At 65.8% G+C, this 22,602-nt stretch carries 16 protein-coding genes and 1 riboswitch; of the genes, 9 read left to right on the top strand and 7 right to left on the bottom strand.

From position 1 onward, the window contains the following. The first annotated feature begins 47 nt into the window (after nucleotides 1-47). Together CVM50_RS13060 and arsB are read left to right on the top strand one after the other, a co-directional pair. On the top strand, nucleotides 48-1,376 hold the full coding sequence (locus CVM50_RS13060; protein WP_100148500.1) for a DEAD/DEAH box helicase: 1,329 nt from the start codon (nucleotides 48-50) through the stop codon (nucleotides 1,374-1,376). Nucleotides 1,377-1,509: 133 nt separating this feature from the next. Continuing rightward, nucleotides 1,510-2,523, top strand: coding sequence for an ACR3 family arsenite efflux transporter (arsB, locus tag CVM50_RS13055; RefSeq protein WP_085887267.1), 1,014 nt, complete (start codon nucleotides 1,510-1,512; stop codon nucleotides 2,521-2,523). Between the two features lie 30 nt (nucleotides 2,524-2,553). On the opposite strand, the gene CVM50_RS13050 is transcribed toward arsB, so the two are convergent. From CVM50_RS13050 to CVM50_RS13040, 3 genes are all read right to left on the bottom strand, one after another. Then, entirely contained in the window at nucleotides 2,554-3,558 is a 1,005-nt protein-coding gene (locus CVM50_RS13050; RefSeq protein WP_085886855.1) for a DUF3137 domain-containing protein, read from the bottom strand. Between the two features lie 155 nt (nucleotides 3,559-3,713). Then, nucleotides 3,714-4,796 (bottom strand): hybrid-cluster NAD(P)-dependent oxidoreductase, encoded by a 1,083-nt coding sequence (locus CVM50_RS13045; RefSeq protein ID WP_085886854.1) that lies wholly within the window; start codon nucleotides 4,794-4,796, stop codon nucleotides 3,714-3,716. Continuing rightward, nucleotides 4,793-6,028: an aromatic ring-hydroxylating oxygenase subunit alpha gene (locus CVM50_RS13040; protein ID WP_085886853.1), complete on the bottom strand. Its 1,236-nt coding sequence runs from the start codon at nucleotides 6,026-6,028 to the stop codon at nucleotides 4,793-4,795. Before CVM50_RS13040 ends, CVM50_RS13045 begins: the two co-directional genes overlap by 4 nt. Before the next feature lie 113 nt (nucleotides 6,029-6,141). Next, nucleotides 6,142-6,352: riboswitch (cobalamin riboswitch) on the bottom strand. 326 nt (nucleotides 6,353-6,678) lie between these two features. Between CVM50_RS13040 and metH the strand changes: the two genes are divergently transcribed. The 6 genes from metH (at nucleotide 6,679) to CVM50_RS13010 (ending at nucleotide 16,398) form a co-directional block, all read left to right on the top strand. Then, nucleotides 6,679-10,473 carry a methionine synthase gene (gene metH / locus CVM50_RS13035; protein ID WP_085886852.1) on the top strand — a complete coding sequence of 1,265 codons (3,795 nt, stop codon included), beginning with the start codon at nucleotides 6,679-6,681 and terminating at the stop codon, nucleotides 10,471-10,473. 250 nt (nucleotides 10,474-10,723) lie between these two features. Beyond that, complete coding sequence (locus CVM50_RS13030) at nucleotides 10,724-11,848, top strand: 5-methyltetrahydropteroyltriglutamate--homocysteine S-methyltransferase (RefSeq protein ID WP_100148499.1); 1,125 nt, start codon at nucleotides 10,724-10,726, stop codon at nucleotides 11,846-11,848. A gap of 307 nt (nucleotides 11,849-12,155) precedes the next feature. Then, nucleotides 12,156-13,655, top strand: a complete 1,500-nt coding sequence (locus tag CVM50_RS13025) for an alkaline phosphatase (RefSeq protein WP_085886851.1) — start codon at nucleotides 12,156-12,158, stop codon at nucleotides 13,653-13,655. A gap of 77 nt (nucleotides 13,656-13,732) precedes the next feature. Further along, nucleotides 13,733-14,164 carry a hypothetical protein gene (locus CVM50_RS13020; protein WP_085886850.1) on the top strand — a complete coding sequence of 144 codons (432 nt, stop codon included), beginning with the start codon at nucleotides 13,733-13,735 and terminating at the stop codon, nucleotides 14,162-14,164. Nucleotides 14,165-14,167: 3 nt separating this feature from the next. Next, the gene (locus tag CVM50_RS13015; RefSeq protein ID WP_085886849.1) at nucleotides 14,168-14,890 is read left to right on the top strand and encodes an ABC transporter ATP-binding protein; all 723 of its coding nucleotides are present in this window, start codon (nucleotides 14,168-14,170) and stop codon (nucleotides 14,888-14,890) included. Next, entirely contained in the window at nucleotides 14,887-16,398 is a 1,512-nt protein-coding gene (locus CVM50_RS13010; protein ID WP_085886848.1) for an ABC transporter permease, read from the top strand. The genes CVM50_RS13015 and CVM50_RS13010 overlap by 4 nt, the downstream gene beginning before the upstream one ends. 421 nt (nucleotides 16,399-16,819) lie before the next feature. Here CVM50_RS13010 and CVM50_RS13000 read toward each other — a convergent pair whose 3' ends face one another. Genes CVM50_RS13000 through CVM50_RS12990 form a run of 3 tightly spaced genes read right to left on the bottom strand, consistent with a single transcriptional unit; the run spans nucleotide 16,820 to nucleotide 19,840 of the window. After that, nucleotides 16,820-17,503 (bottom strand): GntR family transcriptional regulator, encoded by a 684-nt coding sequence (locus CVM50_RS13000; RefSeq protein ID WP_085886846.1) that lies wholly within the window; start codon nucleotides 17,501-17,503, stop codon nucleotides 16,820-16,822. Next, nucleotides 17,496-18,656: an acetylornithine deacetylase gene (gene argE / locus CVM50_RS12995; protein ID WP_085886845.1), complete on the bottom strand. Its 1,161-nt coding sequence runs from the start codon at nucleotides 18,654-18,656 to the stop codon at nucleotides 17,496-17,498. The genes CVM50_RS13000 and argE overlap by 8 nt, the downstream gene beginning before the upstream one ends. Continuing rightward, nucleotides 18,656-19,840, bottom strand: coding sequence for a M24 family metallopeptidase (locus CVM50_RS12990; protein ID WP_085886844.1), 1,185 nt, complete (start codon nucleotides 19,838-19,840; stop codon nucleotides 18,656-18,658). The genes argE and CVM50_RS12990 overlap by 1 nt, the downstream gene beginning before the upstream one ends. Before the next feature lie 451 nt (nucleotides 19,841-20,291). On the opposite strand from CVM50_RS12990, the gene CVM50_RS12985 reads away from it, so the two are divergent. Beyond that, nucleotides 20,292-21,662: an aspartate aminotransferase family protein gene (locus CVM50_RS12985; RefSeq protein ID WP_085886843.1), complete on the top strand. Its 1,371-nt coding sequence runs from the start codon at nucleotides 20,292-20,294 to the stop codon at nucleotides 21,660-21,662. 189 nt (nucleotides 21,663-21,851) lie between these two features. Here the strand turns inward: CVM50_RS12985 and CVM50_RS12980 are convergent, their stop codons facing one another. Next, nucleotides 21,852-22,418 (bottom strand): YcbK family protein, encoded by a 567-nt coding sequence (locus tag CVM50_RS12980; protein ID WP_085886842.1) that lies wholly within the window; start codon nucleotides 22,416-22,418, stop codon nucleotides 21,852-21,854. Nucleotides 22,419-22,602: the final 184 nt, after the last annotated feature.

The raw sequence follows: 22,602 nt of genomic DNA, 5'->3' as shown, positions 1-22,602 counted from the left end.
CCAACGTTTCCGCGCGGGATCGCCCGCTGCGGGTGAAAGGATCATACGTGACCCAATTCGAAGATCTCGGCCTGGCGCCGGGACTGACCGAGCGCCTGGCCGAAGCCGGCCTGAAAGCGCCGACCCCCATCCAAGAAAAAGCCATTCCCCTGGCCCTTGAAGGCCGCGATGTGCTGGGCCTGGCGCAGACCGGCACCGGCAAGACGCTGGCCTTCGGCCTGCCGCTGATGCACCGCCTGCTGGAACAGCAAAGCAAGCCGTTGCCGCGTTCCGTCAAGGCGCTGGTGCTGGCGCCGACGCGCGAGCTGGTGAACCAGATCGCCGACAACCTGAAGATCTATGCCGAGGGCAGCCGCCTGAAGGTACGCACCGTTGTTGGCGGCCAGTCGATCAACCGCCAGATCAACATGCTGGAACGCGGCTGTGACATCCTGGTCGCCACGCCGGGCCGTCTGATCGACCTGATGGACCGCCGCGCGGTGGACCTGTCGACCGCTCGCAACCTGGTGCTGGACGAGGCGGACCAGATGCTCGACATGGGCTTCATCCACGCGCTGCGCCGCATCGCGCCTCATCTGGGCACGCCGCGCCAGACCATGCTGTTCTCGGCCACCATGCCGAAGCAGATGGAAGAGCTGTCGCGCGCCTACCTGGACAACCCCGAGCGGGTGCAGGTGACGCCCCCGGGCAAGGCCGCCGACAAGATCACCCAGTCGGTCCACTTCCTGCAGAAGGCCGAGAAGCAATCCCGCCTGCGCGAGATCCTGGACCGTGATCCCGGCGCGTTGACGCTGGTCTTCGGGCGCACGAAGCATGGCTCGGAAAAGCTGATGAAGGGGCTGGTGGCCGATGGCTATAACGCCGCCTCGATCCACGGCAACAAGAGCCAGGGCCAGCGCGACCGTGCCATCAAGGCCTTCCGTGACGGGTCGATCAACATCCTGGTCGCCACCGACGTGGCGGCGCGCGGCATCGACATCCCGGGCGTGGCCCATGTTATCAACTATGAGCTGCCCGAGGTGCCCGACAACTACGTGCACCGGATCGGTCGCACCGCCCGCGCTGGTCGCGAGGGGGAGGCGCATACCTTCTGCGCGCCCGAAGAGGCCGATCTGCTGCGCCAGATCCAGAAGCTGATGAAGATCGACATCCCCGTCGCCGCGGGCGAACCGCATCCGGGCGTGGCTCCGGGATCGCCCCGCGTGGCGCCGCCGAAACCGGGCGGCAAGTCCGGTAGTGGCCGGGGCCGCGGTCGCGGCGCCAGCAGCAAGCCGCGCGGTGCATCCGGCGGCGGCCGCGGCGCACCGGGGGCCAAGCCGGGCGGTGCCAAGCGCCGGCGGCCCCGTCGGAGTGCAGGCGGCGGCGCCCAGGCCTGAGCGGCCAAGGCCGCTTGACCTTCGGGTCGACCTTCGCGATCACAAAGGCGGCTGCCCCCGGGGCAGCCGCCTTTTTCGTATCCCGCAGGAGACCTCGCCCGTGACCCGCACCACCGAGCTGCAGGAGGGCGCCATGGGCGCCTTTGAACGCTATCTGTCCCTCTGGGTCTTCCTGGCCATGGTTGCCGGCATCGCCATCGGCGCCCTGGCGCCGGGGCTGGTGCAGCTGGTCGCCGGGGCCGAGGTCGCCTCGATCAATCTCGTCGTCGCGGTGCTGATCTGGGCCATGGTCTATCCGATGATGGTCAACGTCGACTTCGGCGCCGTCGCCGGCGTGGCGCGCCAGCCAAAGGGGCTGCTGGTGACCTTGGTGGTGAACTGGCTGGTGAAACCCTTCACCATGGCGCTGCTGGCGGTGCTGTTCTTCGAGCATGTCTTCGCCCCTTGGATCGCGCCCGCGGATGCGTCGCAATACATCGCCGGGCTGATCCTGCTGGGCGCGGCGCCCTGCACGGCCATGGTCTTCGTCTGGTCGCAGCTGACGCGGGGCGATGCCACCTACACGCTGGTGCAGGTGTCGGTGAACGATCTGATCATGATCGTGGCCTTCGCCCCCATCGTGGCCTTCCTGCTTGGCGTGACGGAGATCACGGTGCCCTGGCAGACCCTGTTGCTGGCCACCGTTCTTTACGTGGTGCTGCCACTGCTGGCGGGGTTGGCGACACGGCGGATGCTGGGCAGCCAGGACGCGGTAGAGACCTTTTCCGCCCGGGTGAAACCCTGGTCGATCCTCGGGCTGATCGCCACGGTGGTGATCCTGTTTGGCCTGCAGGGCAGCGTGATCCTGTCGCGCCCGGTGGTGATCCTGCTGATCGCCGTGCCGATCCTGATCCAGAGCTACGGCATCTTCGCCCTGGCCTATGGCGCGGCCTTCCTGCTGAAGGTGCCGCACCGCATAGCCGCGCCCTGCGCGATGATTGGCACCTCAAACTTCTTCGAGTTGGCCGTGGCGGTGGCGATCTCGCTCTTCGGTCTCAGCTCTGGCGCGGCGCTGGCCACGGTGGTCGGTGTGCTGGTCGAGGTACCGGTGATGCTGTCGCTGGTGGCCTTCGCCAACCGTACGCGCCGCCGCTTCCCCGCAGCCTGAGCCGCGTCGGCCCGGTGCTCTGCCCAGTGCTCAGCCCTGAGCGGGTCCGTCGATCAGCAGGTCGATGACCCGCCGCGGCAAGGCCATGTCGGACAGCGCGGCGCGACAGCTTTGGGCGAAGGCCTGCGGGTCGGTGTCATAGGCGTCGAGCTCCAGGAAATCCTCGCTGCGGCGCAGGCAGAGGTGGAAGGTACGATCGCGAAAGCCCGCTTCGATGCGCCGTGGTTCCGTGCCTTGCTCCGACGCGATCTGGACGAGAGTCTCCAGGAAAAGCGGCGGCACCAGCTCCTGCGCACGCTCCGGCTGCTCGGAGTAGACCCGGAAGGGCGCCTCGTCACCCAGCCCGTAGTCCACCGGGGACAGGCCCCGCACAGACATCAGCTTTTCCTTGAAGCCCCCCAGAAACCCGAGCGGCCCAGCCTCGAAAATGGTCCAGGGCATGTCGACCGGGGTTTCGACTTCCATCACCAAGCCCTTGAAGATGGTCTGGTATCGCGGCCCGTGATCGTCCTTGGACTTCGGCATGCGTTTGCGCAGGGTGACCTCAGCCAGTCGGTAGCCGACATCGCGCCAGCGGCCAGACATGCCGTCCTCGATGCTGACATCGGTGAACCGCGGCAGGATCTGCAGATCTGTCAGGGCGTGGAGGTCAAGATAGCTGCGGTGCGGCCTGATGATGAAGTCGCCGACGCCCAGGTGTGCGGCCAGCAGAGGGGCGACCTGTTCCTTGATGCGGCGATTGAAGCTGGCCCGGGCCTGATGGACAATCACGCCGGCGATGATGCCGGCAAGCACGAGGATCACCACGGGTCCGATCCAGCGCGGGGCCTCCCCGTCGAAGGGATGCAGCACGGCGAGGGTGCCGGCGGCCAGAACGCCCAGCCCCAGGACGATCCTGGACTGCAACCGGGCCTTTCGGGCCTTCGTTGCGGCCAGGTCACGGGTGCTGCGGTAGAGCGGCTGGATCTCGTCGTCAAAGAGCCGGGCAAATCCCGCTTCATGCGGGGCGCGTTCCTCGAAGTGAGATGCAACCATGTTCTGCCTCCTGCCTTTTCCGGGCCCTTGCGAGGGCTGCTCCTGCAGCGCCTCGCTATAGGCTATCGGCCGGGCAGGTCAAAGGTTGAAAGCCGGGGCGAGGCGAAACGGGCGACCCGAGGGCCGCCCGTCCGGGGTCGCAAAAGGGGCAGGGATCAGACCTCGACCTCGACCTCGCCGATGGGATGCGAACAGCAGGCGAGGATATAGCCCTCGTCGATGTCGTCGTCGGTGATCCCGCCGTTGTGGACCATGTGCACGTCGCCCTTGGTCTTCTTGATCTTGCAGGTGCCGCAGACACCGAAGGTACAGCCCGAAGGGATGTTGAGGCCTGCCGAACGGGCCGCCGACAGAACGGTGTCGGTCTGCGCGCAGGTGGCGGTGACATCGGAGGTGGCGAAGCGGACCTGCGCCTTGATGTCCTCGTCGGGGATGACATCGTCTTCGGCATAGTCCTCGGCCAGGGCAGCGGTCGGAGCCTGGAAGCTTTCCTGGTGATAACGCTCCATGTCGTAGCCCAGTCCCTGCAGCGCCTCGCGGACGGCCTGCATGAAAGGCTCGGGGCCGCAGCAGAACACCTCGCGCTCCAGATAGTCGGGGGCGATAAGGCCCAGCATCAGCTGGTTGAAGAAGCCCTCGTACCCGGCCCAGGGGCGGAAGCGGTCGCTTTCCTCGACCACCCACTTGATCTTCAGCTGGTCGGTGCGCGAGGCCATGTGTTCCAGCGTCTCGCGGAAGATGATTTCCGAGGGACGCTTGGCACAGTTGACGAAGACGATGTCCGAGGGCCGCCCGGTGTCGTAGAACCAGGTGGTCATCGACTTCATCGGGGTGATGCCGGAGCCCGCGGAGATGAACAGGTACTTCTCTGCCTGGTGATGGTGGCTGGTGAAGGTGCCGCCCGGGGCGGTCGACTTCAGCTTCATCCCCGGTTTCAGGTTGTCCAGCATCCAGCGGGTGCCGATGGACCCTTCCTGTGCCTTCACCGTCACCGTCAGGCACAGCGGTCGCGAGGGCGTGGAGGAGATCGTGTAGGTGCGATAGAGCGGCCCGCCCGGCACCGGCAGTTCAAGCGTGACGAACTGGCCGGGCAGGTAGGAGAAGATCGACCCGTCTTCGGCGGCGAAGCTGAAGGTCACGACATCGGGTGCCTCGGGCAGCACCGCGACGCATTCCAGCAGCGCGGAGCCGTCCCAGGTGTTGATCGGCTGGGCGAGGGAGCGGTTGGGAACGTTCATTCCGCCGCCAGCCTGACCGGGTCGATCCGGTTGCCCAGGGTCGTGCAGTACCAGTCGACGAATTGCAGAACGCCGTCCTCGTGGGTTTCTGAATAGGGGCCGGGGACATAGGCGGGGGAGTTGATGCCCTGCTGGTTGTCCTCGACGACCCGGCGGTCCTCGTCGTTGGTGTGTTCCCAGACGGTCTTCAGGTTCTCCAGATCGTAATCCACGCCCTCGACCGCGTCCTTGTTGACCAGCCAGGTGGTCTGCACTTCGGTCTCGGTCGGGCTGAGCGGGGTCACGCGGAAGGTGATCGAGTGATCCGACAGGAAGTGGTTCCAGGTGGTCGGATAGTGGAACTTCAGCAGGGTGCCGGCATCCAGGAAGGGCACGCGGCCGAGGCGTTTCTGCACGGCGATCTTGCCGTTCAGGGTGTAGCTTTCGGCGCCGTCCAGCAGCGGCATGCGGGCGATGCGGTACTGTCCGTCCTCGGCCATCTGGAAGCGCGAGGGCGCGCCACCGGCCTCAAGCCGCTGGAAATGCGCCTCGACCTTGGGTGGGAAGGTGCCGTCCTTGGCCACGCCGGTGATCGTGGGATCTTCGGGGTAGGTGCGGCAGAGCGAGGGGTGGTTGCCGGCGCAGTGATAGCACTCGCGGTTGTTTTCCCACACCAGCTTCCAGTTGCCGTTCTCGACGATGGTGGACTGGTGGGCGACCTTGGCGTTGCCCAGGTCATGCACGTCCAGGTAGGGGGCGACAGTGGCGGCGAAGGCGTCGAAATCGGGCGCGTCCTCGGCCAGGCAGATGTAGACCAGACCGGACACGGTGCGGCAATGCACCGGCTTCAGCCCGTGGGCGGCGGCGTCGAAATCGGGTCCCATGTCGCGGGCCCACAGAAGGCGGCCGTCGAGTTCATAGGTCCACTGGTGGTAGGGACAGACCAGCTTGGCCACGTTGCCCTTGTCGGCCTTGCACAGGATCGAGCCGCGGTGACGGCAGGTGTTGTGGAAGGCGCGGATCTCGCCGTCCTGTCCTTTCACGATGATCACGCGGTAGGGGCCGACCTTGTGGGTGACATAGCTACCACCCTTGGGCATGGCGGCCGCCGGGGTCGCGAACAGCCAGTCGCGATACCAGATGTTCTCCATGTCCAGAGCGAAGATCTCCGGATCGGTATAGAAACCCTGCTCGAGGGAGTGGCCGGGCTTGCGCCGGCTGAGCATGTCTCGTGCCTTGGCCTGAACGTACATGGCTAGCCTCCTTGACCGGGACGCACCCGGGGAAATTGGGTTGGGCCACGGCAGGACGGCACAGGCCCCGCGAGGACGCACGGGGACCGGGTGCCGCCACCACCGCCACCCGCGGTTCGGCGCAATGTCGGGCTGGTTTCCGGGCTCGATCCGCCCGGGGCAAATGGCCCCGACCTTCCGCCGCCTTCCCGGACCCGTCCTGTCCGGTGGCCGCTGGCGAAAGGCCTTGCGGATCTGACCGTTGCGGGGGCAGCGCCGGTCTTGCACCGGCTTCCCAATTCTCGTCCCCCCAAAAGGCGACGCACCCAACATCTTCTTCCGGAAAATAGGCACGGCGCGCCGGTACGATCATGCAATTGCGACATGGTGTGCGCCGTTTCAGACCTCGGGCAAATCCGTGCCTAGGCCAAAGCGCGAAATGCGCCATCGACCCTGCAGGATGCGACGCGATTTGCCGCAGACACCGGGGCAGCGGTCCTTCTGCGGCGAAGAATCAACCCCGGGTCCACCTCGACCGGGCGGCAATGTGAATGAACCTCATATTCTCCATGCCTTATATGAAGTGGATGATCTTTCTGCGCTGCGGTAGGCAGAAACCTCCCCCGGAGTCCGTCTCCCTTTGCCCTAACTTTCATCAGGTCCCAGTTTACATGTCCTCTTCCCAGCTTCGCCTTTCCCCGGTCTTCGAGCAGATCCGCAGCGCCGCCCGCGAGCGCATCCTGATCCTCGACGGGGCCATGGGGACGCAGATCCAGCAGCTTGGCCTGTCGGAAGAGGATTTCCACGGGCACGGCGCGGGCTGTGGCTGTGGCTGCGGCGCCCATGCGGCGGTCGAGGGCGGCGAGGAAAAGCCGCAGAAGGGCAACAACGATCTTCTGAACCTGACCAAGCCCGAGGCGATCGAGGAGATCCATTTCCAGTACGCCATGGCCGGCGCCGACATCGCCGAGACGAACACCTTCTCCTCGACCACCATCGCCCAGGCAGACTACGGGCTGGAGGATCAGGTGCATGCGCTGAACGTCGAGGGCGCGCGGCTGGCGCGGCAGGCGATGGACCGGGCCGAACAGGTGGACGGGCGCAGACGCTTCGTCGCCGGGGCGCTTGGGCCGACCAACCGCACCGCCTCGATCAGCCCTGACGTGAACAACCCCGGCTACCGCGCGGTCAGCTTCGACGATCTGCGTGTCGCCTACCGCCAGCAGGCGGAGGCGCTGCTGGAAGGCGGGGCCGACATCCTGCTGATCGAGACGATTTTCGACACGCTGAACGCCAAGGCCGCGATTTTCGCCTGCGAGGAGGTCTTTGCCGCGCGGGGCGAACGCACGCCGGTGATGATCTCGGGCACCATCACCGACCTCTCGGGTCGGACGCTGTCGGGGCAGACGCCCACGGCCTTCTGGCATTCGGTGCGCCATGCGCAGCCGCTGACCGTCGGCCTGAACTGCGCCCTGGGCGCTGACGCCATGCGCCCGCATATCGCGGAGCTGTCGGGCGTGGCCGACACGCTGATCTGCGCCTATCCGAACGCCGGCCTGCCCAACGAGATGGGCGAATATGACCAGACGCCGGAGGAGATGGCGGCCCTGGTCGAGGGCTTTGCCCGCGACGGGCTGGTGAACATCGTCGGCGGCTGCTGCGGCTCCACCTATGACCATATCCGCGCCCTGGCCGAGGCCGTCGCGCCGCATGCCCCGCGGGTCATCCCCGAGCATCAGCCGCTGATGCAGCTGTCGGGGCTGGAGCCCTTCGTGCTGACCAAGGACATCCCCTTCGTGAACGTGGGCGAACGGACGAACGTCACCGGCTCCGCCAAGTTCCGCAAGCTGATTACCAACCGTGACTATGCCACCGCGCTGGACGTGGCCCGCCAGCAGGTCGAGAACGGCGCGCAGATCATCGACATCAACATGGACGAGGGGCTGATCGATTCCAAACAGGCGATGATCGAGTTCCTCAACCTGATCGCGGCCGAACCCGACATCGCCCGGGTGCCGATCATGATCGACAGCTCCAAGTGGGAGGTGATCGAGGCGGGCCTGCAATGCGTGCAGGGCAAGTCGGTGGTCAACTCGATCTCGCTGAAGGAAGGCGAGGAGAACTTCCGCCATCAGGCCAACCTGTGCCGCGCCTATGGCGCCGCCGTCGTGGTCATGGCATTTGACGAGACCGGCCAGGCCGACACCGAGGACCGCAAGGTCGAAATCTGTCAGCGCGCCTACAAGATTCTGACCGAGGAGGTGGGCTTCGCCCCCGAGGACATCATCTTCGACCCGAACGTCTTTGCCGTCGCCACGGGCATCGAGGACCACGACAACTACGGCGTCGACTTCATCAAGGCGACGAAGCGGATCACCGAGACCTGCCCGCATGTCCATATCTCGGGCGGGGTGTCGAACCTGTCGTTCTCCTTCCGCGGCAACGAACCGGTGCGCGAGGCTATGCACGCCGTCTTCCTCTACCACGGCATCCAGAACGGCATGGACATGGGGATCGTCAACGCCGGCCAGCTTGCGGTCTACGACCAGATCGACGCGAAACTGCGCGAGGCCTGCGAGGACGTGGTGCTGAACCGCAGGCCGGCCAACGGCAACTCGGCCACCGAGAACATGCTGGAGATCGCCGAGGAATACCGCGGACAAGGCGGCGCCAAGGGGCGCGAAAAGGACATGTCCTGGCGCGAGCTGCCGGTGGAGAAGCGGCTGGAACATGCGCTGGTCAACGGCATCACCGAGTTCATCGACGGTGACACGGAGGAGGCGCGCCAGGCCGCCGAACGTCCGCTACATGTCATCGAAGGGCCGCTGATGGCGGGGATGAACGTGGTGGGCGACCTGTTCGGCGCGGGCAAGATGTTCCTGCCGCAGGTGGTGAAATCCGCCCGCGTCATGAAACAGGCCGTCGCCGTGCTGCTGCCCTATATGGAGGAGGAAAAGCGCCTGAACGGTGGGGAACAGCAGCAGGCCGCCGGCAAGGTCCTGATGGCCACGGTGAAGGGCGACGTGCACGACATCGGCAAGAACATCGTCGGCGTCGTTCTGGCCTGCAACAACTACGAGATCATCGACCTGGGCGTCATGGTCCCTGCCGAGAAGATTTTGCAGGTGGCCAGGGACGAAAACGTCGACGTCATCGGCCTGTCGGGCCTCATCACCCCCTCGCTGGACGAGATGGTGCATGTCGCCTCCGAGATGGAGCGACAGGGATTCGATATCCCGCTGCTGATCGGCGGCGCCACCACCAGCCGCGTGCACACGGCCGTGAAGATCCACCCGCGCTACGACGAGGGGCAGGCGATCTACGTCACCGACGCCAGCCGCGCGGTCGGCGTGGTCTCTTCGCTGCTGTCGAAACAGGTAAAGGCCGAATATGTCGCCAACATCAGGTCTGAATACGCCGATGTGGCCGAGAAGCATGCCCGCGCCGAGGCCGCCAAGACCCGGCTGCCGCTGGAGGCCGCCCGCGCCAATGCGCTGAAAATCGATTTCGACGGCTACGCGCCCGCGAAACCGGCCTTCTTCGGTACCAAGGTCTATGAAGACTGGGACCTTGCGGAACTGGCCCGCTACATCGACTGGACCCCTTTCTTCCAGACCTGGGAGATGAAGGGCGTCTATCCCAAGATCCTGGAGGATCCGAAACAGGGCGAGGCGGCTCGCGCGCTCTTCGAGGACGCGCAGGAGATGCTGAAGCGGATCATCGACGAGAAGTGGTTCACTCCGCGCGCCGTGGTCGGATTCTGGCCGGCGAACGGGCAGGGGGACGACATCACCGTCTGGAAGGACGAAGGCCGCGAGGAAAAAAAGGCCACTTTCTTCACCCTGCGCCAGCAGACCTCGAAACGCGGCGACCGGCCCAATGTCGCCATGTCTGATTTCGTCGCCCCGAAGGGCGTCGACGACTACATCGGCGGTTTCGTCGTCACGGCCGGGGTGGAGGAGATCGCCATCGCCGAGGCCTTCGAGGGCAAGAACGACGACTACAGCTCGATCCTGGTGAAGGCCCTGGCGGACCGCATGGCCGAGGCCTTTGCCGAGCGGATGCACGAGAAGGTCCGCAAGGAGCTGTGGCCCTACGCGGCGGAGGAAACCTATGCGCCGGAGGATCTGATCGGCGAACCCTACGCCGGGATCCGTCCCGCGCCGGGCTATCCCGCGCAGCCCGATCACACGGAGAAGACGACGCTGTTCGATCTGCTGGATGCCACCGCCGCGACCGGCGTCGAGCTGACCGAGAGCTATGCCATGTGGCCGGGCTCCTCGGTTTCGGGCCTCTATATCGGCCATCCCGAAAGCTACTACTTCGGCGTCGCCAAGGTCGAACGCGACCAGGTGGCCGACTACGCCGCCCGCAAGGGCATGGAGGTGGCCGAGGTGGAACGCTGGCTGGGTCCGATTCTGAACTACGTCCCTGGCAAGGACCCGAAGGCGATCGCGGCGGAATGATCTGCATCCCGGGGTTTGCCCCGGGGTGTCACAGGTAAAATCCCATGGCCCCCGGCGTTCCGCGCCCGGGGGCTTTCGCCGTTGCCGAGCTGGGCCGCCGATGTATTCATAAGTTTTTGTAAAATAGCGAAAAATGGCCGATTTTCGGTGCCATTGCCTTCCAACTCGGCGAGAACTCTGGTCAAATGTATTCATCCGCTTGAGACAGGATGCGCGCCGCCGCATCGCATATTTCAGGGAAGGAAACTGGATGAAAGACGAGATGACCAAGAGCACGCTGAAACCGCCGTTCCGCGCCGACCATGTCGGCAGCCTGCTGCGCCCGACCGCCGTTGCCGAGGCCCGCAAGGCCGGCGTGACCGGTGACGCGCTGCGCGAGATCGAGGATCGCGAGATCCCGGCGATGATTAAGATGCAGGAAGAGGTCGGCCTGAAGGTCGTCACCGACGGCGAAGCCCGCCGTGCCTTCTGGCACTTCGACTACATGGGCATGCTGGACGGTCTCGACCTGGTGCAGCGCGACCCCGACGCGGGTATCGCCTTCCACGGCGTGAAGACCCCGCCGACCGTGTCGACGATCACCAAGAAGCTGGACTTCCCGGCCGATCACCCGATGCTGGAGCACTTCAAGTTCGTGAAGGAGCACACCAGCGTCTGCCCGAAGATCTCCATCCCCGGCCCGTCGGCGGCGCACTTCCGCACCGCGCCCGAGGACATCTTCGTCGAGGAATACAAGGACCCCGAGGTCTTCACCGCGGCCTTGGCCGAGTGCTGGAAGAAAGCCGTCGGCGCCTTCTACGACGCGGGCTGCCGTTACCTGCAGCTGGATGACATCTTCTTTGCCTACCTGGGCGACCCGAAGCACCGCGCGCTGTGGGAATCCCGCGGCCAGGATCCCGACTGGCTGATCAACCGCTATGCCTGGATGCTGAACGAGGCGATCAAGGACCGCCCCGAGGACATGACCATCGGCATGCACATGTGCCGCGGCAACTTCCGCTCCACCCACGCCGCCGAAGGCAGCTACGAGGCCGCGGCTGACGCGATCTTCAACAAGGCCGATGTCGATATCTACTTCATGGAATACGACACCGACCGCGCCGGTGGCCTGGAACCGCTGCGCCTGCTGCCCAAGGGCAACAAGCGCGTCATGGCCGGGTTCATCACCACCAAGACCCCCGAGCTGGAGTCGATGGACGACATCAAGCGCAAGTTCGAGGAAGCGTCGAAATACGCCGACATGGACCAGCTGGGCATCGCACCGCAGTGTGGCTTCTCCTCCACCGAGGAAGGCAACGAGGTGACCATGGACGACCAGCGCCGCAAGCTCGAACTGGTCATCAAGGTCAGCCAGGAGCTCTGGGACGACGCCTGATCCCTGAAGGGGGCGCCCGCTGGGCACCCCCCCGTGAACATGACCCGATCCGGCCTGCGCCAGGTCGGGTTATTAAATTTTATCAGAGTGTTATGGTGCGATCTTTACTCGATGGATGAGATCGAGAAAGCTCTCTTGCGCCTTGGCTGGATGTTGATATGTTATGTCGTAACTAGATTTCAGTTTGCTGTCCGGAAGGTGCCCATACCTTTTTCGGAGATGTCATCCGTATTTCACAAATCTGTTTCGGAAGTGAAATGTCGCGCGCCTAGGGCGGTCCCCATAGTGACCCTCTGGAGCGACACTCATGAAAAATCTCTTCTCCGCCTCGCTGCTGGCCCTGACCGCGGCCGGCGCTGCCTCCGCCCAGGATCTGCCCCAGGCATCCAGCCAATGGTTCACCGACGGCCAGGCGCAGCTGGAAACCATGCTGGAAAAGCAGGAAAACACCAATCGCGCCCTGAACGTGATCCTCTTCGTGGCCGACGGCAACGGCGTGGCCTCGAACTACATGGCGCGTATGTGGGCAGGCCAGCAGGAGGGCGGTCTGGGCGACGACTATGTCCAGCCGCATGAAGCCTTCCCCGAACTGGCGCTGGTGAAGACCTACAACATCAACGCCCAGACCCCCGACAGCGCCCCGACCGCCGGAGCGATGAACACCGGCGTGAAGCAGCGGTTCAACGTCATCAACGTGGGTGAGGACGCCATCAACGGCGACTGCACCACCGAGGCCGCGAACGAACTGACCACCTTTGCCGAGTTGATGACCGAGGCGGGCAAGTCCGTGGGCGCCGTCACCTCCGCCCGCCTGACCCACGCCACCCCGGCTGCCGTCTACGCCAAGACCGTGGACCGCAACTGGGAAGCCTCGGTGCCGGACGAATGCGCCGAAATCTCGCGCGACATCGCGACCCAGCTGGTCGATGCGATGGAGGCGGGCACGCTGGACGTGGCCCTGGGCGGCGGCGCCCGCAACTTCGCCACCGGCGAAGGCAACACCACCGTCGGCGGCAACGGTCGTCGCGAAGACGGGGCCGATCTGGTCGCCGAGGCGCGCGACCACGGGGTCGAGATCGCCTTCGACATGGCCTCGCTTGAGGCCGCCTCGGACGAAGATGCCCCGCTTCTGGGTCTCTTCTCCGACAGCCACATGAGCTACGAGGCAGACCGTCCCGAGGATGAACCCTCGCTGGCCGACATGGTGGCAAAGGCCATCACCAAGATGTCGAACAACGAGAACGGCTTCTACCTGGAGGTCGAGTCCGGCCGGGTCGACCACGCCAACCACGCCACCAACGCCAAGCGCGCCATGATCGACGGCAAGATGTTCGCCGATGCCATCGCCCTGGCCGATGAGATGACCGATGACGCAGACACGCTGATCATCGTCACCGCCGACCACGAACATGCCATCGCGATGAACGGCTACTGCGGTCGCGGCACGCCGATCGACGGGCTGTGCTTTGACATCGCAAAGGAAGGAATCGAGCATTCCGGCGATCTCGTCCTTGCCTCCGACGGCAAGCCCTACACCGTGGTCGGCTACCTGAACGGCGCCTCCTCGGTCATGGTCGAGCAGGAAGACGGCACCTACACCGCCCCCGAAGGCCGTCCGGAGATCACCCAGGACGAGGCCCAGGATCTGGACTACACCCAACAGGTCCTGATCCCCAAGTCCTCCGAAAGCCACTCCGGCGTTGATGTCGCGCTCTATGCCAAGGGCCCTTGGGCGCATCTCTTTGATGGCACCGTGGAACAGAACTACATCTTTCACGTGATGAACCACGCGGTGAACGCCGAGTGATCGGCCCGTCGCACCGCTGATCCATGCGGGGGGCCCTTGGCGGGGCCCTCCGTCGCCGTTTCGAAATGAGGTCCGTCATGCTCGTCTCCCGCCGCACCTTCGTCACCGCCGCCCTGGCCGCGCCGTTCCTCGCCCCGCCCGGGTTTGCTGCGGACGGGCCGCTGAAACTCCGCGATCTCTACGTGAAGGGGGGCGACTTCTCCGACCTCGCGCGGTCGCTGGAAGGGGAGCGGATCACGCTGGAGGGCTACATGGCGCCGCCGTTGAAGGCCGAAGCGTCCTTCTTCGTGCTGACCAAGATGCCCATGGCCACCTGTCCCTTCTGCGAACCTGGCATCGAATGGCCGGACAACATCCTGCCGGTCTATACCCGGCGCACGGTGGATGTGATCCCCTTCAACGTGCCGATGCTCACGCGCGGCCGGCTGGAGATGGGCGAGTTCACCGACCCCGACACCGGGTTCTGGTCGATCATCCGCCTGGCCGAAGCCACCTATGAGCGGCAGTGAGCGATGACTCTGCCACTTTCGATCCGCGATCTTTCGGTGCCGGGCGCCGACGGGCCGCTGCTGACGCTTCCTGCGCTGGATCTGCCTGCCGGCGCCCTGGTGGGCCTGCGCGGCCCCTCGGGTGCGGGCAAGACGACCTTTCTGCATGCCATCGCCGGTCTGCGGGAGCGGGCTACGGGCACTGTCCTCTGGGGCGATATCGACCTGCTGGCGTGCGGGGCCGAGGCACGCACGCGGTTTCGCGCGCGTCATATCGGCATGATCTTCCAGGATTTCCTGCTGTTCGACGAGCTGGGCGCGCTGCCTAATGCCAGCCTGACCGCCATGTTTCGCCCCCGCGCCGAACGCCGCGCGCTGGAGAGGCGGGCGCAGGGGCTGCTGGACGGGCTGGGCCTGCCGCGCGGCGACCGCGCCGTGGCCAGCTTTTCCGGTGGTGAGCGTCAGCGGGTCGGGATCGCCCGGGCGCTGGCTGCGGATGCGCCGGTGCTGCTGGCGGATGAGCCCACGGCCAGCCTGCACCGCGCGGCGGCGGAGGCGCTGATCGAGGATCTCGTACGGCTGACGCGCGAGGCCGGGCGCACGATGATTGCCGTCAGCCATGACGAGGCGTTGCTGGCGCGGATGGACCGGGTGCTGACCATCGAAGGGGGCACCCTGATCGCCGACACCAGCCCTGACACCGGCCCCGTCACTGGCACGGGCAAGATGACGGAGGCGGGCGCATGATCCGGGATCTTTGGGATGGCCTGCCGCTCTGGTCGCAGGACCTATCGTCGGTGCTGGCCTGCCTGCTGCCGCTGCTGGTGGTGGGGCTATGGCTGTTGCGCGGTTTTGCCCCCTGGCCGCTGGTGCGTGCGATGCTATTGCGGTTCCGCTGGACCAACGCGCTGTTTGTCGGGCTGATCGCGGTCTCGGTCGGCATGGGGATCGGGTTGATCGCCCAGGAACGCGGGCTGCGCCAGGGCTCCGCCCGGGCGGCGGACAAGTTCGACCTGGTGGTCTCCGCGCCAGGCTCGGAGATGACCATACTGCTGGCCTCGGTCTTCCTGCAGCCCTCGGACGTGCCCTTGCTGGACGGTGAGACCTACGACCGGATCGCCCGGACCGAGACCGTCGAGATCGCCGCGCCGCTGGCCTATGGCGACAGCTATAACGGCGCGCCGGTGGTGGGCACCATCGCCGATTTCGTCACCTACCTGTCCGACGACCGGATCGAGGGCCGCCGGTGGCAGGCCCATGATGAGGCCGTGATCGGCGCGCGGGTCGATCTGGCCGTCGGTGACAGTTTCACCCCCGCCCACGGCCATGGCGCGACGGCGGAAGAAGACGCTCATGACCACAGCCATTTCGAGGTGGTGGGGCGCTTGGCCCTGACCGGCACCCCCTGGGATCGCGCGATCCTCGTGCCGGTGGAAGCGGTCTGGGAGGTGCACGGGCTGTCCAACGGACATGCTCCGGAGAGGCAGGCGGATCACGACCCTGCAGAGGCGCATCCGGGAGAGCATGACCATGAGGACGGCCATGACCCCGACCACGCGCAGGGGCACGACGAGGATCCCGCCGGCGACCACCGCGACGCGGCGACGCAGGATCACGAAGACGCACGTGACCCTCCGGAGGACCACGATCACGACGACAGGCACGGCGACGACCATGGGGCAGAGCCGCTTGGCCCGCCCTTCGATCCGGCCTATTTCCCGGGCACCCCGGCGGTGGTGGTCAAGGCCGAGGCGCTTTGGGCAAACTACGCGCTGCGCGACGAATTCACCGAGGCCGGCCGCTCCATGGCCTTCTTCCCGGCGACGGTGCTGACCCAGCTTTACGCGGTGATGGGCGATGTGCGGCAGGCGATGTCCATTCTCTCGGCGGTAACACAGGTGCTGGTGGCGGCGGCGGTGCTGACCGGGCTGATGATCCTGGGGCGGCTGTTCCGCCGCCAGATCGCCATGCTGCGCGCCCTTGGCGCGCCGCGCCGCTTCGTCATGGCCGTGGTTTGGAGCCAGGCCAGCGCGCTGTTGATCGCCGGGACCCTGCTGGGGGTCGTCCTGGGCGTCGGGGCGACGGCGGGGCTCTCGCAGATCCTGTCGGCGCGCACGGACATGCTGATCCGCGCATCGCTGGGGTGGGACGAGATCCGGCTGGCCGCGATTTTCCTCTCGGTCACCTCGGTGCTGTCGCTGCTGCCCGCGCTGTCGGTGCTGCGCGCGCCGATCTCGGACGGGCTGCGCAGCTGAGGCGGGGCGGACAGTGCAGGGATTTGGCGCCGTGCCTCCTGCGCGCGGATCAGGGGCAGGGCGGGGTTTGGCCTCGTCGTGATGATCGCGCCCACGAACAGCTCCTGTTCCGCTGCCAGCAGAGCGCCGGCGGGCATGTCACAGCCTTGTGCGACCTGATCGTAGCCGGCCCGCTGGTTGAGGTCGTCGTCGAAGAAATCGCCGTCATCCTGCAACGCCACCGCGTCGGAGCGGGCGTCGGAGGAGATGGTGATCCTGTCCCAGCCCAGCCAGAACTGTTCCCCGCCGGCGCTGCCGAAGCCTGAGGGGGGGGGGGCTGGTGCTGATCGTCGTGATGTCGAAGACGTTGAGATCGTGAGGCGCCATGGGCTCCTCCGCTGCTGATCCCATCGCAGAATCGCAGCGGGGTCTTGCGCCGCGGTCAGGACCGGGTCAGCCGTCGCGCCCGCAGCCGGCGCCAGGACATCGACACATGGGCCCGGTGAATCAGCGCCGCGGCCTCTAGGTCGCCGGTTTCCAGCGCCTGAAGGATATCCTCGACCTCGCGGGCGAAGATGGCGATCTCCTCGCCCAGGTCCAGATCCGAGGCATAGAGGGAATGCACCCAGAGCCGCGCGGTCTGGGAATAGAGGTGGGTGGCGAAATCCATCAGGGGCCGGTTCGCCGACAGTTCGGCCTGGACCTGGATGAAGTCGTAGATCAGCCGCGCCAGGGGGCGCGGGCTGTCCGGGTCGGGGCGCAGGGCGCGGCCACGCTCGGCCAGGCGGCGAAAGCGCGACAGGGTCTCGGGTGCCGGCGGCACCGGGTCCAACTTTGCCGCCAGCTGCGCCAGCTCCAGCCGCAGGCGGTAGATCTGGTCCAGCTCCTCGTCCGCCAGTTCGGTGACGAAGGTGCCGACCCCGTGGCGCGAGGCCACCAGGCCTGCGCCCTCCAGCTTGGCCAGCACCTTGCGCAGGGGCGTGCGGGAGATGCCGAATTCCTCGGCCAGCTCCGTCTCCGACAGGCGTTGCCCGGGCAGGTAGTCCAGCAGGCAGATCCGCTCGCGCAGCTCCGCCTCCAGCGCATCGGCGCGGTCCAGCGCGCTCAGATGGGCGATGTCATCCATGATGCACCGCCAGCTTGCCGATCAGGTCCAGGCATTGGGCCATCTGGTCGATCGCGATGAATTCATCCGGTTTATGCGCCTGTTCGATGGATCCGGGGCCACAGATGATCGCCTGCATGCCGAGCTGCTGGAACAGCCCGGCTTCGGTGTTGAAGGGCACGACCGAGGCGCCATTGGCGCCGGTCAGATGCTGAACCATGTCGCGGATCTGGTTCTCGGGCATGGGCAGCAACCCGCAGACCTCGCCCACCACCTCGGTGACCACGTCGGCCTGGGGCGAGAGGCGGCGCATCTCCGGCAGGATCTCGGCGGCGATGAACTGCGCCACGGCATCCTTCACGAAGGCCTGGTCGGCATCGTTGATGGGGCGCATTTCCCAGTCCAGCATGGCTGCCGAGGGGATCACGTTATGGGTGGTGCCGCCGTGCAGGGCGCCGATGTTGATCGTCGTATGCGGCGGGTCGAAGGGGGAGCCTTCGGGGGCGCGGGCCTTCAGCTCGGCCCGCAACTGCATCAGCTTGCCGATGTAGCGGGTGGCATATTCCACCGCGTTCACCCCGGCCTCGGGCGAGGACCCATGCCCGCCGGTGCCGGTGAAGCGCACGGTGTATTCGCAGCAGCCCTTGTGGCCGTCGACGACCTGCATCAGCGTCGGCTCGCCAATCAGCGCCAGCGCCGGGCGCACCGGGCGTTTCGCCAGCTCCTCCACCAGGGCGCGCCCACCGAGGCAGCCGACCTCCTCGTCATGGGTGAAGGCGAAATGGAAGGGGCGGTCGCCCACGGTCTCGGCCAGGCGCGGCGCCATGGCCAGAACGCAGGCGATGAAGCCTTTCATGTCGCAACTGCCGCGCCCGTAGAGACGGCCGTCATGTTCGTACATGTCGAAGGGATCGCGCGACCAGTCCTGGCCCTGCACCGGCACCACGTCGGAATGACCGGAAAAGACCAGCCCGCCGTCGCGATCCTGCGGGCCGATCGTGGCCCAGAGGTTGGCCTTTTGCCCGCTGTCGTCGCGCAGGATCTCGACCCGCGCGCCGGCGCGGCCCAGCACCTCGGCCATATAGGCGATGGCATCCAGGTTGCTGTCGGAGGAGATGGTGGGAAAGCTGATCAGCTCTCCCAGCATCTGCTTGGCGGTGGTCAGGTCGGTCATCAGTCCTTCACGAAGAGCTTGCGTTCGATGTTGCACAGGGTTTGCGCCGGGCCGTCCTCTGTGATGAGGATCGTTTCGGTGGTCTCAAGGCCCCAGTCGTCCATCCACAGGCCGGGCATGAAGTGGAAGGTCATGCCGGGTTCCAGCACGGTTTCATCGAAGGCGCGGATCGACACGGTGTGTTCGCCCCAGTCCGGCGGGTAGCTGAGGCCCACGGCATAGCCTGCCCGGTTCGGGCGTTCGATGCCCACCTTCAGGAGGGCGGTATCAAGGGCGCGGGCGATGTCGCAGGCACGGTTGCCAGCGCGGGCTACCTCGATGCCATTGTTCAGCCCCTCGGTCAGCGCCTCGGAGGCGTCGATCATGAATTGCGGCGGCTTGCCCAGGAACAGCGTGCGCGACAGCGGCGCGTGATAGCGGCGGTAGCAGCCCGACTGCTCGATGAAGGTCGCCTCGCCCTTCTTCAGGGCCTCGCCGTTCCAGGTCAGGTGCGGCGCGCTGGCATCCTCGCCCGAGGGCAGCAGGGGCACGATGGCCGGGTAGTCGCCCCAGCTGTCTTCCTCGCCCTGCACGGCGGTCTTGTAGAGCTCGCCCACCAGGTCGTGCTTGCGCATGCCGGGCTCGGCCAGTTCCACGGCGCGGGAAATCACCAGTTCCGAGATCCGCGCGGCGCGGCGCATGAAGGCCAGCTCCTCATCCGACTTGATCAGACGTTGCCAGTTGACCAGCGTGGAGGCATCCAGGATTTCGGCCTCGGGCAGTCCGTCCAGCAGCACCGCATGCGCCTTGGCGGTGTAGAAATAGGTCTCCATCTCCACGCCGATGCGCTTGTCGCCGAGGCCCATGATGCGCAGGTGGCTGGCTAGGTCCTCCATCGGGTGCACATCCTGGGATTGGATGTAGCGGTCGGCGTAGTGGAGGATGTGGTCATGCTCCATCCAGACCGTGCGCTTGGCGCCGTTGGCATCCTGCAGACGGCCCCACCAGTAGGGGGCGCCCTCCATTGTCAGGATGACGCCCTGATGCACGTAGAAGGACCAGCCGTCATAGCCGGTCAGGTAGTTCTGGTTGGACGGGTTGGTGATGAACAGGACGTCGATCCCGGCCTCCGCCATGGCCTGGCGGGTGATGCGGATGCGACGGTCATATTCGGCGGCGGAGAAGGGGGCCTTGCTGGCGGACATCTGGTTCCATCCGATTTGTACACATCATGGGCAAGCATGATCGCCGCCACCTGGTCCGCCCTGCCATCTTTCGCGAAAATCGCCCCGATTGCAGGATCCCTGTTTGCGACTCGGATCATGTTGTGCACAACAGAAGCCGGAACCCCGCCCGAGTCGTCAATCCGGAATCAGGAGCAGAGATATGAAAAGCGTCATCACCGCCGATCCGCATGCCTGCGTCTTGGGCGGAATGGCTGATGCGGCCGGGCAACCCGGCCCGAGCGCGGGAAGAGAGACGCGTGCCTTTCGGCGATCCGCTGGTGCGTTCAGGTCACGGGAGGTCCCCGGGCGCAGTCGCGCCCATGGCATCACGACCTGATCCGGAAGCCGGTGCACACACCGGAGATTCCACGAAAGATTTCATATTTTCAGCGGATTACGTGCCGCTTTTGATCCGATACAGGAGCCTGACATGCTGACCAACGACCAGCTCGACAAATGGGACCGCGAGTCCTTCTTCCACCCCTCCACCCATCTGGCGCAGCATGCGCGCGGTGAAAGCCCGAACCGCATCATCAAGACCGCCGAGGGCGTTCATATCCAGGACCGTGACGGCAACCGCCTGCTGGACGCCTTCGCGGGCCTCTATTGCGTCAACGTCGGCTACGGCCGCCAGGAGATCGCCGAGGCCATCGCCGAGCAGGCGAAGGAGCTGGCCTATTACCACGCCTATGTCGGCCACGGCACCGAAGCCTCGGTGACACTGGCGCATATGGTGATGGAACGCGCCCCCGCCAACATGAGCAAGGTCTACTTCGGCCTCTCGGGGTCGGATGCCAATGAGACCAACATCAAGCTGATCTGGTACTACAACAACATCCGTGGCCTGCCCGAGAAGAAGAAGATTATCAGCCGCTGGCGTGGCTACCATGGGTCCGGCGTGATGACCGGCTCGCTGACCGGGCTGGAGACTTTCCACAACAAGTTCGACCTGCCGCGCGCGCCCATCATCCACACCGAGGCGCCCTATTACTTCCGCCGCGATGATCTGGACATGAGCGAGGAAGATTTCACCGCCCATTGCGTGGCCGAGCTGGAGGCGCTGATCGAGCGTGAGGGCGCCGACACCATCGCCGCCTTCATCGGTGAGCCGGTGCTGGGCACCGGGGGCATCGTGCCGCCGCCCGCGGGCTATTGGGACGCCATCCAGAAAGTGCTGGCCAAGCATGACATCCTGCTGGTGGTGGACGAGGTTGTCACCGGCTTCGGTCGTCTGGGCACCATGATGGGGTCGGATCACTACGGGCTGAAGCCCGACTTGATCACCATCGCAAAGGGTCTGACCAGCGCCTATGCGCCGCTGTCGGGGTCCATCGTGGGCGACCGCATGTGGAAGGTGCTGGAGCAGGGCACCGATGAAAACGGGCCCATCGGTCACGGCTGGACCTACTCCGCCCACCCGATCGGCGCCGCCGCCGGTGTCGCGAACCTGCGCCTGATCGACGAGCTGGGCCTGGTGAAGAACGCGGGCGAAACCGGTGCCTATTTCGTCGGAGCCATGCGCGATGCCTTGGCCGGTCACACCCACGTGGGCGATGTGCGCGGCGAAGGCATGCTTTGCGCGGTGGAGTTCGTGGAAGAAAAGGCGGGCCGCAAGTTCTACGATCCCTCGAAGAAGGTGGGTGCCGCCGTGGCGGCCGAGCTGGCCTCGATGGGCGTCATCGGGCGGGCCATGCCGCAGGGCGACATCCTGGGTTTTGCCCCGCCGCTTTGCCTGACCCGCGAGGAGGCCGACACCATCGTTGCCACCACCGCGAAGGCCGTGAAGAACGTGCTGGGCTGACCTGGGCGCCAGCGTGACAGACATCGGGGGCGGTGCGCGGCATCGCCCCTTTTTCATGCGCGGCCCGCAGGCGTCGTGGGCAAGAAAAAAACGCCCTCGGCGGGGCGGTTCTTTGGGCCGCGTGCCCCGCCCGAAGGCGGGGGTGCGGAACAGGCGGTTGCCCGCGGCGTGGTGCCGGCCGGGCGGGGCTCAGGCGCCCCAGTGACGCAGGGCGCCGCAATCCATATGCACGAAGTTCGAGCCGGAGTAGCGCCCGACACCGCCCGCGCGGCAGCTCTCGGCGGCGGCGGCCATCTGGTTGACAGAGCGGGTCGCCAGACGCAGGTCCGCGGCCTTGGCTTCCATGTGCAGAGAGTTGCGTGCCACGCCGCGCGACCTGGAGCGCAGCATCGCGTTGGTGTGCGGCGTGCGGTAGCCCGACAGCAGCAGGTAGGGTTCATCGCAGTCCATCAGGGAATGCGAGGCCGCCATGATGTCGATGGTGCGCAGGTCGACCGTCTTGGTCTGGTCGTCGCGCCAGTCGCGGAAGAAGTGGGTGATCTCGTCGAGGCTGTCGCGAAGATATTCGCCCTCGATCCAGTAGATCATGTCCAGATGCTCGCCCGTCCGGGCGGAATACATCTTGATACGTCGGATATCCCCGGCATTTCGGAGAAACCCTGCAGCCTTCGAGAAAGTCGGTGCTGCGGTGATTGCAGTTGCCGCGAAGGCCCCCAGAAGGGCGCGTCGCGAGATGCTCGCATTGCCTTTGGTCATGTAGCGCTGTCCCGTCGCTTCGTCTGTTCCGCCTTGCTGGCGGTATGTGCCATCGTCCCCAGATGCGCGATTTTTATGACACGGTTCCATTTTTTCTGGAACCGGGACGGTTCCATGTCTGTGGAAAATCGGCGGATTTCGGCGCAAATCTGCCGGTTCGGAGTCAGGTTTTCCGTAGTGGCAG

Source organism: Pseudooceanicola marinus (assembly GCF_002786295.1).
GTDB classification, from domain to species: Bacteria; Pseudomonadota; Alphaproteobacteria; order Rhodobacterales; family Rhodobacteraceae; genus Pseudooceanicola; species Pseudooceanicola marinus.
This window is presented reverse-complemented; position numbering and strand designations above follow the sequence as displayed.

Bases quoted from the DNA above. Each gene is read 5' to 3' on its own strand.
- arsB (WP_085887267.1), top strand. From the start codon at position 1,510: ATGGGCGCCTTTGAACGCTATCTGTCCCTCTGGGTCTTCCTGGCCATG.
- CVM50_RS13050 (WP_085886855.1), bottom strand. From the start codon at position 3,558: ATGGTTGCATCTCACTTCGAGGAACGCGCCCCGCATGAAGCGGGATTT.
- CVM50_RS13045 (WP_085886854.1), bottom strand. From the start codon at position 4,796: ATGAACGTTCCCAACCGCTCCCTCGCCCAGCCGATCAACACCTGGGAC.
- CVM50_RS13040 (WP_085886853.1), bottom strand. From the start codon at position 6,028: ATGTACGTTCAGGCCAAGGCACGAGACATGCTCAGCCGGCGCAAGCCC.
- metH (WP_085886852.1), top strand. From the start codon at position 6,679: ATGTCCTCTTCCCAGCTTCGCCTTTCCCCGGTCTTCGAGCAGATCCGC.
- CVM50_RS13030 (WP_100148499.1), top strand. From the start codon at position 10,724: ATGAAAGACGAGATGACCAAGAGCACGCTGAAACCGCCGTTCCGCGCC.
- CVM50_RS13025 (WP_085886851.1), top strand. From the start codon at position 12,156: ATGAAAAATCTCTTCTCCGCCTCGCTGCTGGCCCTGACCGCGGCCGGC.
- CVM50_RS13020 (WP_085886850.1), top strand. From the start codon at position 13,733: ATGCTCGTCTCCCGCCGCACCTTCGTCACCGCCGCCCTGGCCGCGCCG.
- CVM50_RS13015 (WP_085886849.1), top strand. From the start codon at position 14,168: ATGACTCTGCCACTTTCGATCCGCGATCTTTCGGTGCCGGGCGCCGAC.
- CVM50_RS13010 (WP_085886848.1), top strand. From the start codon at position 14,887: ATGATCCGGGATCTTTGGGATGGCCTGCCGCTCTGGTCGCAGGACCTA.
- CVM50_RS13000 (WP_085886846.1), bottom strand. From the start codon at position 17,503: ATGGATGACATCGCCCATCTGAGCGCGCTGGACCGCGCCGATGCGCTG.
- argE (WP_085886845.1), bottom strand. From the start codon at position 18,656: ATGACCGACCTGACCACCGCCAAGCAGATGCTGGGAGAGCTGATCAGC.
- CVM50_RS12990 (WP_085886844.1), bottom strand. From the start codon at position 19,840: ATGTCCGCCAGCAAGGCCCCCTTCTCCGCCGCCGAATATGACCGTCGC.
- CVM50_RS12985 (WP_085886843.1), top strand. From the start codon at position 20,292: ATGCTGACCAACGACCAGCTCGACAAATGGGACCGCGAGTCCTTCTTC.
- CVM50_RS12980 (WP_085886842.1), bottom strand. From the start codon at position 22,418: ATGACCAAAGGCAATGCGAGCATCTCGCGACGCGCCCTTCTGGGGGCC.